The following is a 16451-nucleotide window of genomic DNA, read 5'->3' as shown; positions in this document are numbered from 1 at the left end:
GTCCAAACTATGACGGCAGGAGGGCACCATTATGAAACTTTTCATCTCAGCTGTATTACTGTTGTTTATTGTTTTCGGCACGCATCATGCATCGACAAAACCGGATATTCCGTCACAGGCGGAACAAGCGGTATCCCGTATGACATTAGATGAAAAATTAGGGCAGATGCTCATGCCTGATTTTCGTAATTGGCAAAAAAAGGGGCAGTCATCACCTGAGGCTCTTACCCAAATGAATGACGAAGTCGCAAGGCTTATTCAAAAGTACCGGTTCGGCGGCGTTATCTTATTTGCAGAAAATGTAAAAAATACTGAGCAAACGGTACGCCTGACAGATGCCTTTCAAAAGGCGAGCCCTGACATTCCGCTATTATTAAGCATTGATCAGGAGGGCGGCATCGTAACTAGACTTGGTGAGGGCACTCATTTCCCAGGCAATATGGCGCTCGGGGCTGCTAGAAAAACAGCCTACGCGTCCCAGACCGGCGCCATTATCGGGAAAGAACTGAAAGCACTGGGCATTAATACGAATTTCGCTCCCGTTCTCGATATCAATAATAATCCCGGAAACCCTGTCATCGGCGTCAGGTCGTTCAGTTCAGACCGTGATCTGACAGCTTCACTCGGCCTTGCCTCAATGAAGGCTCAGCAAAAGCAGAATGTCGCTGCCGCCGTCAAACATTTCCCGGGACACGGCGACACGGATGTCGATAGCCACTACGGTCTTCCGCTTGTCACCCACAATCAAGAAAGGCTGCGTCAAATTGAACTTTATCCGTTCCGGCAGGCCATTCAGGCCGGAGCTGATATGATCATGACAGCCCATGTGCAATTTCCCGCTTTTGACGATACAACCTATAAAAGCAAGCTGGACGGTTCAGACATCCTCGTACCCGCCACACTCTCGAAAAAAGTGATGACTCATCTTCTCCGTGAGGAAATGGGATTTAACGGCGTCATCGTTACGGATGCATTAAATATGAAAGCCATTGCCGATCATTTCGGCCAGGAAGAGGCGGTCGTCATGGCAGTAAAAGCAGGAGTCGATATTGCCCTGATGCCGGCCCAAGTGACATCGCTGCAAACAGAAAACCGCTTTGCCCGGGTTCATTCCGCTTTAAAACAGGCGGTACAAAAAGGGGAAATTCCGCTGCAGCAAATTAACAAATCAGTTGAACGCATCATTTCCCTGAAAATAAAACGAGGGATATATCCCGCACCGAAAGAGACAAATCTGAAAAAGAAGATTGCAAAAGCAAAGAAAACCGTCGGCAGTAAAAATCACCTAAAAACTGAAAAACAAATCGCGGAAAGATCCGTCACCGTCTTACAAAACAAAAACCGCACGCTCCCATTCAAACCGAAAAAGAACAGCCGCGTTCTCATTGCCGCTCCTTATGAAGATCAAACAGTGGCAATGGAACAAACCATTCAGCAGCTCATCAAGAAGAAAAAAATCCGGCCGGTAACCATCAGTAAAATGAACTTCGCCGAGCGCACATTTCATGATGAACACAAAAAGCTGGTATCCGACGCGGATTACGTGATTACAGGCTCCTATGTCGTGAAAAATGACCCTGTCGTAAACGACGGCGTGATTGACGATTCCGTCACAGATCCCGGCAAGTGGACGACTGCATTTCCGCGCGCCGTCATGAAAGCCGCACAATCGAACCAAAAACCCTTTGTGCTGATGAGCCTGCGTAATCCTTACGACGCCGCGAATTTTGAAGAAGCTGAAGCCCTTATCGCAGTCTACGGTTTTAAAGGATATACAGACGGACAATTCCTCCAGCCAAACATTCCGGCAGGCATTGAAGCGATATTCGGACAGACAACACCGCAAGGCAGGCTGCCCGCTGACATTCCTTCCGTCACGCATCCGGGAACGACACTGTATCCTTATGGTTTCGGTATCAATCTGAAGACCGGAAAACCGCTTTAAACAGGAGGGCTGATTATGAAAACACATACGGCTGCACTTCTCGCCGGACTTGTCGTCATCAGTGCTATGACGGCAGTCTCGGCGGCTTCTGACAGAAACCTTCATACCGCCAAGAAACCAAGCATCCAAACAGGCATCGACCGCCTGCTGAAAGATTATAAACAGGAACTGAAGGGAAAAAGGGTCGGGCTGATCACCAACCCGACCGGTGTGAACGCATCATTGAAAAGCAGCGTTGACGTGCTGTATGAGGCGCCAGACATCCATTTGACGGCATTATTCGGACCGGAGCACGGTGTCTGCGGCGACGCTCAGGCCGGAGACAAAGTCACATCCTATATAGACGAAAAAACAGGACTTCCCGTCTACAGCCTATACGGGGAAACGAGGAAACCGACGCCTGACATGCTGAAAGATACAGATGTGCTGATTTTCGATATTCAGGATGTCGGAACGCGGTACTACACGTACATTTATACAATGGCCTATGCCATGGAAGCGGCCAAAGAAAAAGGCATTCCTTTTTATGTCTTGGACCGGCCGAATCCGCAAGGCGGACGAAATCCGGACGGCCCGGTTCTTGAACCGGATTACGCTTCATTTGTCGGACTGTATCCGATCCCGCTGAAGCACGGCATGACGATCGGTGAGCTTGCTCTTTTATTCAATAAAGAGTTTCATATTGGCGCCGACCTCACCGTCGTAAAAATGAAGCGCTGGAAGCGGACGATGACGATTGAAGATACCGGTCTGCCGTTCGTCCTCCCTTCGCCTAATATCCCGACCCCGGACAGCATATTCGCATATTCGGCGACAGGACTAATCGAAGGCACAAACGTATCCGAAGGAAGGGGCACGACAAAGCCGTTTGAACTTATCGGCGCGCCTTATATGAAAAGCACCGAGCTCGAAGAACGCCTGAACAGTCTCAAGCTTCCGGGCGTCACCTTCAGAGCCGCTTCATTCATCCCCAGCTTCTCCAAGCACCAGGGCAAGCTGTGCCACGGCGTACAAGTCTACGTAACAAACAGAAACACATTTGAAGCGGCAAAAACAGGGCTCTCCATTCTGAAAACCATGCATGACTTATATCCGAATGACTTTTCATTCTTGCCGACAGGCTCTTTTGACATGCTGATCGGTAACGGCTGGGTACGCAAAAAAATAGAAAACGGCGCTTCCATTGAAGACATCACCGGCACATATCAACGCCGGCTGGACCAATTCAAAACTCTAAGAAAACAATACCTCATATACTGACAACATTCGTGTTACACGTGTAACATTTTGTCGCATTTCACATTTCCGCTTTTTATAGGAAAACATTCATTTATTTGGTACAATTCAATTGATAACAGTTATCATTTAAATGAATGTTTCCTAAAAGGTGGTTTCTCATGAAAAACACATTATTCTTTCAGCCCATTGATATCATCTCCGTAAAAAAAACAGCCGACCTTCTGTCAGAGCATCAGCTCACTGATTCCCCCGTATTGATCTTTCATGTGAAAGGCGAGGGACAAATTGATATCGGCACAGACAGCTTTCCGCTGCAGAAGGAAACGCTCTACATCTGTCCTTGTGATGAGACATTCAATATTGCCCCTATATCGTCAGGCGGCATCCATTTGTATATCGTCAGACTCCGTGTTTTCTCCTATTCCTCAGATGATGAAGCGATGCTTCCGGATAACGGGGAAGACATCTTCCACGGACTTCAGCAAATGAATTTACAAACGATTGATCATTTGACAAGCCGGCTTCAATCACTTTCTGAAAACGTGCGATCGGCGGATGGATTGCAGAAAATGAAATATACAGCCGACTTTCAGCAGCTGATGTACGACCTTTATGCCGCAAAAGTATGCCATCAAAATAATACGAAAGCGGCGATCGAACAGACAAAACAATTCATACATGCTCAGTCCGACACAAAAATCACGCTCACCCAGCTCGCTCATATGGCGGGAATCAGTCCCAAGCATTACAGTGAAACCTTTAAAAAACTATACGGGCAGAGCGTAACTGAATATATCACAGACATCCGCATAACCAATGCGAAAAAACTGATGGCCAAGGCAAGCTGCAAACTTCGGGAAATCGCTCATCAAATCGGCTACCAGGACGAATTTTATTTCAGCCGCATCTTTAAAAAACATACCGGCAGCTCACCTACAAGCTATATGAAAAAAAGGCGCACAAAAATGGCCGCGTACGGAAAAGAAACGATGGGGCATCTGATTCCTCTGCATCACGTGCCTTACGCTGCGGCGCTGCACCCGAAATGGACGGCCTATTATTACAAACAATTCTCTTCCGATATTCCGGTTCACCTGAGCGCTTACCGCTATAATGCAAATTGGGAAGAGAACCTGCACACGCTGTCTCAAGCTGCCCCGGACATCATTTTCAGTCTCGATTCTGTCAGTGAAGAAGAAAAACAGCGCCTGAATGACATCACTGAAGTTTTTTATCTTCCGGCTCAAGAGAATTGGAGAGACCAGTTTCTTCGCACTGCCGCATATCTGAATGAAGAGCAGGAAGCGCGGCACTGGCTTAATACTTATCAAAGTCTCGCCCATTCAGCGAAAGATGCTCTTAAACACGTGCGGCATCAGCGGTTCTTATTTGTCCGTGTATATAAAGAAAATATGTACATCGCCCATAACAACAGTATTGAGGAAGTCTTCTTCGGTGATTTAGACTTTGCCTCCGCAAAACCGGAATCTTTTGCTCCTGACGAAAAGATTTCCTTGGAAATGCTGGCGGATTGCCAGGCTGACTGCATCATGCTTTTCACTTGTAAAGAACCGGAAACGCTTCGCTATTTTCAGCGGATTCAGCAGACCGGGATATGGCAGAACCTTAGTGCCGTCAGCAGTAAACGCGTGTTTCCCATTTCATCTGACCCGTGGATTGAATATTCTCCAAGCGGACATCAGCGGATGATCGAGCAAAGCATTTCCATTTTATCCGAAGATCGTCCATGGTAATGCCGGAAATTATCCATGGTCTTATCCCTGTTCATTCTCTATAATTCCAATTGATAATAGTTATCAATTGAACAGGAGGAACAATAGATGAAGAAATTGGCATTCGCTTTCATGATTTTGCTTTTGGCTTTCACGGCCGCGGCTTGCGGAAGCTCAGAAACATCTGATACAGCAAGTAAAGGAAAGGACGCTTCTTCAGATAAACAGAAAATCGAATATCTCGGAAAAACATATGAAGTCAAAGCGCCGACTGACAAAATCGCCATTACAGGCAGCGTAGAATCAATGGAAGACGCCAAATTGCTTGACGTTCATCCGGCAGGAGCAATTTCTTTCTCCGGCAAATTCCCGGAACTGTTTAAAGATATTACAGATAAATCCGTATCAACGGGAGAAAAAATGCAGCCGAATATGGAAAAAATTCTTGAGCTGCAGCCGGACGTCATTCTGGCATCAACCAAATTCCCGGAAAAAACGTTGAAAAAATTGAGCGGCACCGCTGAAACCATCCCTGTCTCTCATATCTCATCAAACTGGAAAGAAAACATGATGCTGCTCGCCCAGCTTACAGATAAAGAGAAAAAAGCGAAAAAAATCATCGCAGATTACGAACAGGATCTGAAAAAGACAAAAACAAAGATCAACAGCAAAGCGAAACAGTCAAACGCACTGGTCATCAGAATCAGACAAGGCAATATTTATATTTATCCTGAACAAGTTTATTTCAACTCCACGCTTTACGGTGATTTAGGCCTGAAGGCACCGGACGAAGTCAAAGCGGCGAAAGCGCAGGAACTGATCTCTCTTGAAAAATTAAGCGAAATGAACCCTGACCATATCTTCGTACAATTTTCTGATGACGAAAACGCAGATAAGCCGGACGCTTTGAAAGACTTAGAGAAAAATCCGATCTGGAAGAGCCTGAAGGCAGTCAAAAAAGACCATGTATACGTCAATACGATTGATCCATTAGCCCAAGGCGGAACCGCGTGGAGTAAAATCAGCTTCTTACAGGTTGCGGCTGACAAATTGACTCAAGACTAATAAAGAGTAGGTTTTTCACATGTATGCAAAACGGCGGACACACATTATTATCATTGCTTCACCGATTGCCATTGTTCTGTCACTGCTCCTTTCCGTTTTATACGGCGCAAAGCAGCTTGACTTCCATACCGTGTTCTCCGCATTGCTGCACTTTAATCCGGAGAATACCGACCATCAGATCATATGGCATTCAAGAATCCCGAGGGCTGCCGGCGCTATGTTTATCGGCGCCGCCCTTGCTGTTTCCGGAGCGCTCATGCAGGGAATCACACGGAACTATCTGGCCTCGCCTTCGATCATGGGTGTGTCGGACGGCTCCGCTTTTATCATCACCCTTTGCATGGTATTGCTCCCTCAATCGACATCCATTGAAATGATCATATACTCGTTTATCGGTTCCGCATTCGGCGCGGCTCTTGTTTTCGGGCTGGCCTCCATTCTTCCCGGCGGTTTTACCCCTGTGCAGCTTGCCATTATCGGAACGGTAACCAGTATGCTTCTCAGCAGTCTGTCGGCTGCGCTTTCGATTTATTTTCAAATTTCGCAGGATCTCAGTTTTTGGTACAGTGCGAGACTGCATCAAATGAACCCTGATTTTTTGAAACTGGCCGTCCCATTTTTTGCGATCGGAATCATCACGGCCATGATTCTCAGCAAAAAGGTCACTGCCGTATCATTAGGAGACGACATTTCAAAAAGTCTGGGACAGCAGAAAAGAACCATCAAACTCATGGCGATGGCAGCCGTTGTCATATTGACCGGAAGCTCGGTGGCGCTCGCCGGAAAAATTGCCTTTGTCGGTTTGGTCGTTCCGCACATCACACGTTTTCTCGTCGGATCGGACTACAGCAGGCTGATCCCATGCGCGTGCATCATCGGCGGCGTCTTCCTGACCCTTTGCGATCTTGCCAGCCGATTCATCAATTACCCGTTTGAGACGCCTATTGAAGTAGTTACTTCTATCATCGGTGTTCCTTTCTTTCTTTATTTGATTAAAAGAAAAGGAGGGGATCAGCGTGGTGCGTAAAATGGCCGGAATTTATATCATTCTGATTGCTCTCATATTGCTCGTAAGCTATTTCAGCATGACAAGCGGTTCTTTTTCCGCAAAGCCGGGTGAACTGCTCAGTACGCTTTTCCGCATCCATCCGAATCCGCAATATGACATTTTGCTGTTTCAGCTGAGGCTGCCGCGCATAGTCATGGCTGCTGCCATCGGACTCGGATTGGGGATAGCCGGAGCCGTTATTCAGGCCATTACCAAAAACGGTCTTGCCGATCCCGGTATTTTGGGCATTAATGCAGGAGCCGGAGCGGGAATCGTCACGTTTATGCTTCTGTTTCAGGGACAATCTGAAGCGACGGCACTTGCCTCTGCGATGGGTATGCCTGTCTTCGGCCTCATCGGAGGATTGATGGCGGCCGTGCTGATCTATATTTTCGCCTGGCACCGGGGGCATCTGGAATCGGGCAGAATTATTCTCGTCGGAATCGCCATGAATTCCGGATTCAGCGCGCTGTCTTTATTTCTATCATTAAAAATGGACCCGCAGGATTATGAGATGGCGATGGTTTGGAAAAACGGCAGCATCTGGTCGGCAAACTGGATGACCATTACGGCAATCCTTCCGTGGCTGATCTTGTTCATTCCTCTTCTTATGGCGAAAACGTCATTGCTGGATACCATTCGTTTCGATGAGGACACGGTGAAAAGCCTCGGTGTTTCAACCAATAAAGAAAAAACCATTTTACTCATTGCCTGCATCGCTTTGATCAGCGCATGTGTAACCGCAGCGGGCAGCATGGCATTTGTCGGACTGATCGCGCCCCATATTTCCCGCAGGCTCGCCGGCATTGAGCACAGATACTCATTACCGGTCAGCGGACTGGTCGGTATGCTCCTCGTCATATCCGCCGACTTTGCGGGCAAATTGTTCTTTCAGCCTTCAGAAGTGCCGGCGGGAATTATTCTTGCGATTCTCGGCGTTCCTTATTTCTTTTTTCTTCTGTTTAAGCAAAAGAAGGGGCTGGACGCATGAGAGGCACCCTTACAGAACACCGGATAAACGGAAGGGAATGCACTGTGTATCTTCCTCCGTCCTATTCGGTTCAAACGGGGGCTTTACCCTGTGTGTACGTACTTGACGGAGGATCTTTGTTTTTAGAACAGATAGATAAGCTTGAATTCCAATTTGCAGACGGAACACTTTCCGAATTGATTTTCATCGGCATCAAACCGGCTGACAGACTCGATGAGTACACACCGTGGCCCGCGCCTTCCCTGAGCCCTGCGTTTCATGATTTCGGCGGCAAAGGGAGGCTCTTTCTTGAGGAGCTGACAAATGTCATCATTCCAACTGTTGAAGATATGCATCACATTTCTGCACATTCGGAAACGAGAGGACTGATCGGCGCGTCATTAGGCGGACTGTTTTCGATATACGCGATGCTGCAAAAGCCTGAAATATTCGGCAGAATCGGCTGTATTTCCGGTTCCTTCTGGTATGAAAAATCAGCAGATTATGTCCGCTCCGCACCTTTGCGGCCGGCACGGCGGCGTATCTATATGTCTGTCGGCAGCCGTGAAGCAGAGCAAAAATGTAACATCCAAAACACCATGATCGGACAAAATAAAGGCGTGTACAAAAGCCTGAGGCAAAAAGGCTTTTCTCAATCTCAGCTCTCATTTACGATCGAAGAGGGTGCCGTGCACCATCAAGAAGCGTTCAAACGACAATTCAATTCAGCACTAAGCTGGCTGTACGGAAAAAACCGCTCACGTAGCTGAGCGGTTTTTTTCATACTTGATCACGACCGGCTTAAGTTCAAAGCGTCTCAGCAAATAGCCGAACAAAGCGGCAAGGATTTGCTGAAAGAGCATCCCGATGACGACCGGAACCGCCACTTGAGACGGAAAAAAAGACACGGCGAGAACAGCTCCGGCGCTGATATTGCGCATGCCCCCCGTATAAATCAGAGACACGATTTCATCCTGGCTCCGCTTCATCAGTCTTCCGATCAGCCAAGCCACGGCATAACCCGTCATGGCAATAAAAAATACCATGCCAGCGATGCCCGCAAATTTGATATCCACATGCGTGACATACGGCGCGATTTCCGAACTGTTAATGGCAATGACAATCATCAGACAGATTTTTGAAAAAGGAGACAATGACCGGCTTATCGCCTGAGTCCTTACCGGCGGGGAAAACTGGTTGACCATCATCCCTGCGATGGACGGAATCACCACCATCTCCGCCAGCCCTTTCATCATGCCCCACACATCCATCTGAACATTCGCCCCGGCCAGGACAGACAGGCTTAACGGTACGATAAAAGGAGAAAGTACGGTATCAACCAGGATAATAGACAGCGTCAATCCGACATTTCCCTTATACATCGCAGCCCAAATCAAACTCGTAATTCCGGTCGGGATCACCACACCCATAATCAGCCCCGTCACAGTTAAAGGGTCACCGCTGAAAATCAGATGGCCGCTTCCCCATGCAAAAACAGGCATGAAAATATGCAGAACAAACAATGCCATGATCATCGGGAGCGGCTTCTCGATACTGCGCTTCAGCGATTGAAAATTGGCACTCAGACTGCCCGTAAATGTAATAAATGCAAATATCCACGGCACAGCGCCGGCCATCCAGCTGATATGCTGAGATAACAGCACACCCGCCGCCACACTTGACGGAGTCAAAAGCGGCATGATTCTCCCCAACACTTGGTTCAACTTCTGAAGCCACATCATATGCAAGTCTCCTATATACGGTTTTCAAGTCTCATTCATTATAACAATGCACATCGCCAAATTTAACCGAAAAAAAGCCCGGATATATTCATCCGGACTTCACAAATTCTATGCCATTTGCTTCATTAAATCTCGGCTTTTCTGATTTAATCCCTTTAATTCAGCCTCAATTCCGTATTCTTTACATTTGGCGACAATCTTCTCAAGAGCCGCCGCTCCCGAATCATCCCACACATGGGCATCGGTCAAATCGATGATAATCCGTTTCACGTCTTCATCATAAACGATGGCATTCATCAGTTCAGACACGGAAGCAAAAAAGATTTGTCCCGTGACCTTATAAGTTCTGACATCTTTCTGTTCGGAATGTGACACAATCTTCAGCTTAGAAATTTTCGCCGTAAAAAAGATTGCACTTAGCAGCACACCCGCGAAAACACCCTTCGATAAATCATTTGTCAGAACGACTGTCACGACGGTAATCACCATAACGATCGAATCAGTAAGGGGCGCTTTCCGCAAACCTTTAATCGATGACCAGTCAAACGTGCCGATGGACACCATAACCATCACGGCCACGAGCGCAGCCATCGGAATTTTCACGACGATACCGCTTAATACGGCAATTAAAAACATTAAAAACGCTCCGGCCGTAAAAGCCGACAACCGGCCGCGACCGCCGGCTTTCGTATTAATGACAGACTGGCCGATCATGGCGCATCCGGCCATGCCTCCGAAAAATCCGTTCACAATATTGGCGATGCCTTGTCCGCGGCTTTCTTTGTTCTTATCACTATCCGTATCCGTCATTTCGTCAATGATCTGGGCCGTCAGCAACGACTCAAGCAATCCGACGAATGCAAGCGCCAGTGAATACGGGAAAATAATCCGCAATGTCTCAAACGTCCACGGAACATCCGGTATCAAGAAATGCGGAAGTGAACTTGTAATCCCGCCCATATCACCGACCGTGCGGATATCCGCATGGAAGACCACCGCAATGATCGTCATGACAATAATCGCCACCAGCGGAGACGGCACAGCCGTCGTAACCTTCGGCAAAAGATATATGATAGCCAGTGATCCGGCAAGCATGGCGTACATGACCCATGAAGCTCCTTTGAACTGCGGCAGCTGCGCAGAAAAAATCAAGATCGCCAAAGCATTCACAAATCCGATCATGACCGAACGCGGAATAAATTTCATCAATTTCGCTATCTTACTGACACCAAGAATAAATTGAATAATACCTGTCAAAATGGTTGCCGCAAACAAATACTGCAGCCCGTAATCAGCCACCAATGTCACCATGACAACCGCCATTGAACCCGTAGCGGCTGAAATCATTCCCGGTCTGCCGCCGAAGATAGAAATAATAATCGCGATACAAAATGATGCATAAAGCCCGACCATCGGATCGACACCTGCAATAATTGAAAATCCGATCGCCTCAGGGATCAGAGCGAGAGCAACCAGAATACCGGCCAGAATGTCTTTACGGACATTCCCGAACCATTGCTGCTGTAACGTATAATCTTTCAAATGATAACGACTCCTTTTTACTATAAAAATCCGCACCCTATCAGTTGGAAACATTGATTTTCATCTGGGGAATATGAGGCAAGCTTGCGGGGAAAAAGGGGACACGCTCAGAGTATAATGTCGTTGAGGAAAGGAATGGTTAACAAAGAGTATCATATTAAACTTTAAAGAAATGTGCAAGACCGTATAAATAAGAAAAGAAAACGGCTCTCACTGGAGCCGTTTCCGCTTTTATAAAAGTTCCGGATCAGACACAAGAATCGTTTTTATTGCGCTGATATCCTTTCTTTCTTTTGTCACCGGGTCGATGCCCATGAGATGATCAATGGCTTCTTCATAATTCTTCAGTTCCGTCTTTTCCGTAATAAAATCATAGAGCTGCGGAAGGTCGGACGCGCATGCTAACGCAGCCTCCATGATCTGACGGGCTTCACCTGTGCCCACAATCGTTACGCCGTTTGACAGCAGCTGGTACGGCCTGACTGTCATCTCATACGTATCATCAAAGCCCATCGGCACGATTCTGCCTCCCTTTTCAATAAAAGGATAAGCCCAATCAAGCTGATTGCCGATCGCGTCAAAAATTACATCAAATTTTCTTCCTTGATTAATCCGTTTCACTTCATCCACGGTTAATGCTTCAGGGTGGTAGACATAATCCGATATCCGGCTCGCCGCCTCGCTTCGGAAACTGCCTATTTCAGTCGCAACCGTCAATCGCGCCAGTTTTTTCACCATCATTTGCACAAGCAGTCCGATCGGTCCGGACCCCAAAACCAAGACCGAGTCCTCCGGCTGAATCGAAGCTTTGTCCACAACATTCAGCACACAGGAGAGAGGCTCAACCAATGTGGCCCGCTCCCATTCCATTGAATCCGGAATTCTGTACATGAACCTGTCTTCTCCGACGTAATATTCCGCAAACGTTCCGTGTGCCCCGATTCCGAGCTGCCAATCCTCGAAGGTTTCGCAATAACACGTCAGCCCTCTCCGGCAATAATGACATTTCCCGCAAAACTGCGTAGGATCTATCACGACCCGGTCTCCGACTTTTACATTTGTCACGTCCGGTCCGATTTCCACGACCGCTCCCACCGATTCATGCCCCATAATCATATGATGGGTTGCATTCATTTTTCCTTTCAGCACATTTAAATCCGTTCCGCATATACCGGTGCCGAAAATTTTCACTTTCACATCATTGGATTTCCGAATTTGAGGCTCGTCCACCTCTTGATATTCAAGCTTATCATTAGGAGTCCAGACCAACGCCTTCATATTTCTCTTCCTTTCTGCCCCAGCGGATTTGGTCTAACAATGTTTGATGAAGCTCCTTCGTTGATGCCGCAATACATGATTGCTGGTTCTGATAACTTAAATCTGTCAGAAGCGTTTCGTCCAAAGACCGGCCGTATGCGTCCGTAATGACCACTCCGGCTTTCTTCGCCAAAAAGACGCTTGCGGCAATATCATAAGGAAACAAATGCAGCACCTGTCCGTTCCCGACCTGCTGAAAATCTGAAAGCAGCTTCGGATCATCTTTCAGCAGACGATTGCCGATATCCACATAAGCATCCATCTGCCCCGTGATAATTCGTGAAATCGAATAAGAAGCGCTGTTGAAAACAAAAACCCCGCCATTATTAGCCGATTGGTCAATCAGATGGCCGTATGCGTCCGTCATCAGCTTCGCCGGATGCCCGTTAAATTCAAGGCTCCAAAACATATTCTTAATATCCCGCACTCCGCTCAAATTCGGCAAATCTCCCTGATACCCCTCAAATTGAATGACATCGCTGTAAATATCACCGTACATATAAGAGCCCGATTTCAATTCAAGCAAAAAAGCAAATTCGATATCCTTAATCTTTGCGTTTGGCTTATATGAAGCAAGCGCAATCGAAATACACGACATTTCAAGCCCCGCGGCGGCCGGGCGCGTTCCGTCTATCGGATCTACAATTAAAATATATTGCGGATCTTCTCCAATCAGCTTCAGGCCGCCATCCTCCGTGTAAAAAGCAACCGGATGGCCCTTTTCTTGAATATAATCCAGCACCGCCTCCTCAGCAGCGGCGTCTATGTTAAATTGGGCGTCGCCTCCCGGAGAATAGCCGTTTACGAGCCGGTTTTTCAGCGTGCCTTTTTGATTTTTCACCTTATGATAAACAAATTGTCCAAGCTCAATGATATAGTCTCTCACTTGATTTCCTCCAATAGCTTGCGAAGTCTGTAGCAGAGCACTTCGGCTTCACTAAGTGTAATGGTTAAAGGCGGACGGATTTTAAATACATTTCCGAACCCGTAACGGGATGTCCGGAGAATCAGCCCGTAATCCATCGCCCGTTTGGCAATATAATTGGTCAATTCCACATCCGGTTCATTGTTCTCTTTGACAATTTCCACACCGATCATAAGACCGACGCCTCTTACCTCAGAAATAAAAGCGAACTCCTCTTTCATCGTTTCTAAGCGATCCATAATATAATGACCGACCGTCGTTACATTTTCCAAAAATCCCGGACGCTGCATGATATCTATGGTTTTACACGCGGCAGCGGCGGCCATCACATTTGAGCCGTACGTGAAGGAGTGCGTATACCCCGGAAGCCCGGTATACTTGTCCTCCGTCAGAGTGGCGGCGACTTGGAAGCCTGTGCCCCCGAGCCCTTTTGCTACCGTCATCATATTAGGTTTCACATCGAAGTGGTCCGCGGCAAACATTTTGCCCGTCCGTCCGAACCCGGTCTGAATTTCATCAAAAATCAGAGCGATATCGTGTTCATCACAAAGCTGTCTCAGCTGTTTAAAATACTCTTTAGGCGGAACGACGTTTCCACCGTTTCCGGATATCGGTTCAATAATCATGGCGGCAATTTTTCCATTGCTCGCATACTCAATAAAATCATTAATTCTTTCTACGCACAGCATACCGCATGAATCAGGTTTCTGATTATAAAAACAGCGGCTGCAATACGGATCAGGGACTTGAAGGCCAAAAGAAATTTGCGGCGGGAAAGGTTCTTTTCTGAATGAGTTGCCGGACAAAGCGGAAGTCATATACGTTTGTCCGAGGTGGCTTCGAAATAAGGAGATGACATCGGTTTTTCCGGAGTAATACTGAGCCATTTTAATAGCTCCTTCATTTGCACCGGAACCGCTGCTGACTTTAGGGTGTACTTTTGTGAGATTATCGGGGGCGATTTCTACTAGTTTTTCTGCCAGTTTATTTACAGCGTCTGTTTGAAAAGATGATGTCACATGGATCAGCTTATCGGCTTGTTCTTTAACCGTATCAATGACTTCTTTGTTACCGTATCCTAAATTCAAGTTAAATGTGGCAGAAGCGCAATCAATGTACTCATTCCCCTCTTGATCGTACAGGTAAATCCCTTCTCCGCGCTCCATTACTACATCGTCAACACTGTAATACAAGCTGTCTGGATTCGTGATTTCCTTCGTTCCCACAAATACCACCCCTATGAAATTATTAGAATTTCGCTTTTTATCGTATTAATTATTGAAAATAATGTCAACGATCTTTCTTGTAAAAAATGTTAACAATTTGTTAACGTTACCATAAGGGATGTATGAGAAAAAGTTATGTGATATAGTAACAATACTTGGATTTTTTGTAAAAACGTCATGTCATACGAGTAGAGAGAAATATTATTTTACCAATAAGGAGATAAAATGATGAAAACTCGTCTGCTGTGGATAAGCTGTTTTTCTTATGGATCGATTGCTTTTACACTTGTTATTCTGGGAGCCGTACTGCCTGAGTTACTCACACATTATTCACAAAGCTACAGTAATGGCGGTGTATTGGTATTCTCTCAGTTCATGGGCTTTCTCATCGGTGTCATCGGAATGCCTTACATGGTGAAAAAGCTTGGGCGCAAAAACGTCGTTATCTTTGGCATGGCACTCATCAGCTGTGAAATGTTCATCACCTTCCTGCCGCCCTGGCCGCTGCTCTTTCTTCTCGTCAGCATCGCGGGGCTTGGCGCCGGATTGGTGGAATCCTGTGTAGGCACGATCATCCTCACCGCTATTAAAGAAAGACAGGCTGTGGCCATGAGCAAGATGGAAGTGGCCTACGGATTAGGCGCGCTTTTCATGCCTCTGCTCTCAGGCTTTCTTATCAACAACCACATGTGGACAATTGCTTTTTTAGTATTAGGGTTATCCAGTTTTGCACTTTTAATCGCATGGAAGCAGATGAGTTTCGGCAGTATTGATCAGCTTCTCATCCGAAAAGAGGTCTCTTCCGATGACACTAAAAAAGAAAGCACCGGTTATCAGTCACACGGATTGCTTTTTATTACCTTGGCGGGGGCTTACTTCTTCTTTTACGGCGGCAGTGAAGTTTCAATTGTACATTTTATCCCCTCCATTTTCGCTGAGAAATGGGATATCCCCAACTCTTTGGCAACGATAACAGTTACAGTGTATTGGACGGGGATGATCATCGGAAGGTTATTAACAGGCCCGGTATCAGAAAAGCTGACATATCACCGTTATCTTCGTCTCATAAGCATTGGCGGTCTGGCTGCACTTACCGTATTGGCACTAAGTAAAAACGTATGGTTCGGCTTTGCCCTTTGCTTCTTTTTAGGGCTGTTCATGGCAGGCATGTTTGCAATAGCCCTAATCATCACGAATCATTTTTATCCCGGAAAGACAGAAACGACTACCAGTATTCTGCTCGCTTCAAACGGATTAGGAGGTTCACTCCTTCCGATCGCCGTCGGCTGGAGCTTAGATGAATATCCCGCACAAACTGCATTCTGGCTGTTTACTGCACTGATGGTCCTTATGCTGCTGATTGTGTTCAGTTTAAGAATACTCGAGACAATAAAATCAAACAATCTTCAAAATCACAACAGCAAAGCAAAATCAATGTAAACAAAAAAGCTAATGCCTTTCAAAGGCATTAGCTTTTTATATCTATGTGATCTTTCATATAAAAAAACCAGTTCATCATGAACTGGTTTAAGACAGCTTGGCGGCGTCCTACTCTCACAGGGGAAACCCCCGACTACCATCGGCGCTGAAGAGCTTAACTTCCGTGTTCGGCATGGGAACGGGTGTGACCTCTTCGCTATCGCCACCAAACCATTGAGAGTGTTCTCTCAAAACTAGATAACAGTAAGCATACATTCAA

13 protein-coding genes and 1 rRNA gene are annotated in these 16451 nt (G+C 46.6%); 8 read left to right on the top strand and 6 right to left on the bottom strand.

What is annotated here, in order from left to right:
- The first annotated feature begins 31 nt into the window (after positions 1 to 31).
- The 7 genes from ACWJJX_RS14770 (at position 32) to ACWJJX_RS14740 (ending at position 8770) form a co-directional block, all read left to right on the top strand.
- On the top strand, positions 32 to 1945 hold the full coding sequence (locus ACWJJX_RS14770) for a glycoside hydrolase family 3 N-terminal domain-containing protein (protein WP_454023084.1): 1914 nt from the start codon (positions 32 to 34) through the stop codon (positions 1943 to 1945).
- Between the two features lie 15 nt (positions 1946 to 1960).
- Positions 1961 to 3205, top strand: a complete 1245-nt coding sequence (locus tag ACWJJX_RS14765) for an exo-beta-N-acetylmuramidase NamZ family protein (RefSeq protein ID WP_454023083.1) — start codon at positions 1961 to 1963, stop codon at positions 3203 to 3205.
- A 137-nt stretch (positions 3206 to 3342) separates the two neighbouring features.
- Positions 3343 to 4938: a bacillibactin transport transcriptional regulator Btr gene (gene btr, locus ACWJJX_RS14760; RefSeq protein ID WP_327968999.1), complete on the top strand. Its 1596-nt coding sequence runs from the start codon at positions 3343 to 3345 to the stop codon at positions 4936 to 4938.
- 87 nt (positions 4939 to 5025) lie between these two features.
- Entirely contained in the window at positions 5026 to 5982 is a 957-nt protein-coding gene (locus tag ACWJJX_RS14755) for an ABC transporter substrate-binding protein (RefSeq protein WP_077721704.1), read from the top strand.
- A gap of 19 nt (positions 5983 to 6001) precedes the next feature.
- Positions 6002 to 7009, top strand: coding sequence for a FecCD family ABC transporter permease (locus ACWJJX_RS14750; RefSeq protein ID WP_007609051.1), 1008 nt, complete (start codon positions 6002 to 6004; stop codon positions 7007 to 7009).
- A 1-nt stretch (position 7010) separates the two neighbouring features.
- Positions 7011 to 8021, top strand: a complete 1011-nt coding sequence (feuC, locus tag ACWJJX_RS14745; RefSeq protein ID WP_032872817.1) for an iron ABC transporter permease FeuC — start codon at positions 7011 to 7013, stop codon at positions 8019 to 8021.
- A complete protein-coding gene (locus tag ACWJJX_RS14740; protein ID WP_070081283.1) occupies positions 8018 to 8770 on the top strand; it encodes an alpha/beta hydrolase in 753 nt (250 codons plus the stop codon). Before feuC ends, ACWJJX_RS14740 begins: the two co-directional genes overlap by 4 nt.
- Here ACWJJX_RS14740 and ACWJJX_RS14735 read toward each other — a convergent pair.
- The 5 genes from ACWJJX_RS14735 to ACWJJX_RS14715 all read right to left on the bottom strand — a co-directional run bounded on the left by ACWJJX_RS14735 (position 8759) and on the right by ACWJJX_RS14715 (position 14752).
- On the bottom strand, positions 8759 to 9700 hold the full coding sequence (locus ACWJJX_RS14735; protein WP_094247904.1) for a bile acid:sodium symporter family protein: 942 nt from the start codon (positions 9698 to 9700) through the stop codon (positions 8759 to 8761). The two genes, ACWJJX_RS14740 and ACWJJX_RS14735, sit on opposite strands and share 12 nt — an antisense overlap.
- Positions 9701 to 9850: 150 nt before the next feature.
- Positions 9851 to 11284: a SulP family inorganic anion transporter gene (locus tag ACWJJX_RS14730; protein ID WP_454023082.1), complete on the bottom strand. Its 1434-nt coding sequence runs from the start codon at positions 11282 to 11284 to the stop codon at positions 9851 to 9853.
- Between the two features lie 231 nt (positions 11285 to 11515).
- Complete coding sequence (locus ACWJJX_RS14725) at positions 11516 to 12562, bottom strand: zinc-dependent alcohol dehydrogenase (RefSeq protein WP_003156784.1); 1047 nt, start codon at positions 12560 to 12562, stop codon at positions 11516 to 11518.
- Entirely contained in the window at positions 12537 to 13487 is a 951-nt protein-coding gene (locus ACWJJX_RS14720; RefSeq protein WP_229153664.1) for an inositol monophosphatase family protein, read from the bottom strand. The genes ACWJJX_RS14725 and ACWJJX_RS14720 overlap by 26 nt, the downstream gene beginning before the upstream one ends.
- Positions 13484 to 14752, bottom strand: a complete 1269-nt coding sequence (locus ACWJJX_RS14715) for an aspartate aminotransferase family protein (RefSeq protein ID WP_039252950.1) — start codon at positions 14750 to 14752, stop codon at positions 13484 to 13486. Before ACWJJX_RS14715 ends, ACWJJX_RS14720 begins: the two co-directional genes overlap by 4 nt.
- Positions 14753 to 14980: 228 nt before the next feature.
- Here ACWJJX_RS14715 and ACWJJX_RS14710 point away from each other — a divergent pair, with 228 nt between their 5' ends.
- Positions 14981 to 16192 (top strand): MFS transporter, encoded by a 1212-nt coding sequence (locus ACWJJX_RS14710; RefSeq protein ID WP_230014806.1) that lies wholly within the window; start codon positions 14981 to 14983, stop codon positions 16190 to 16192.
- A gap of 95 nt (positions 16193 to 16287) precedes the next feature.
- On the opposite strand, the gene rrf is transcribed toward ACWJJX_RS14710, so the two are convergent.
- A 5S ribosomal RNA gene (gene rrf, locus ACWJJX_RS14705) occupies positions 16288 to 16402 on the bottom strand.
- Positions 16403 to 16451: the final 49 nt, after the last annotated feature.

The organism is Bacillus sp. YH3-2-B2 (genome assembly GCF_053663335.1).
The sequence above is the reverse complement of the archived record's forward strand: the minus strand, read 5'-3'. Positions and strand labels throughout refer to the sequence as shown.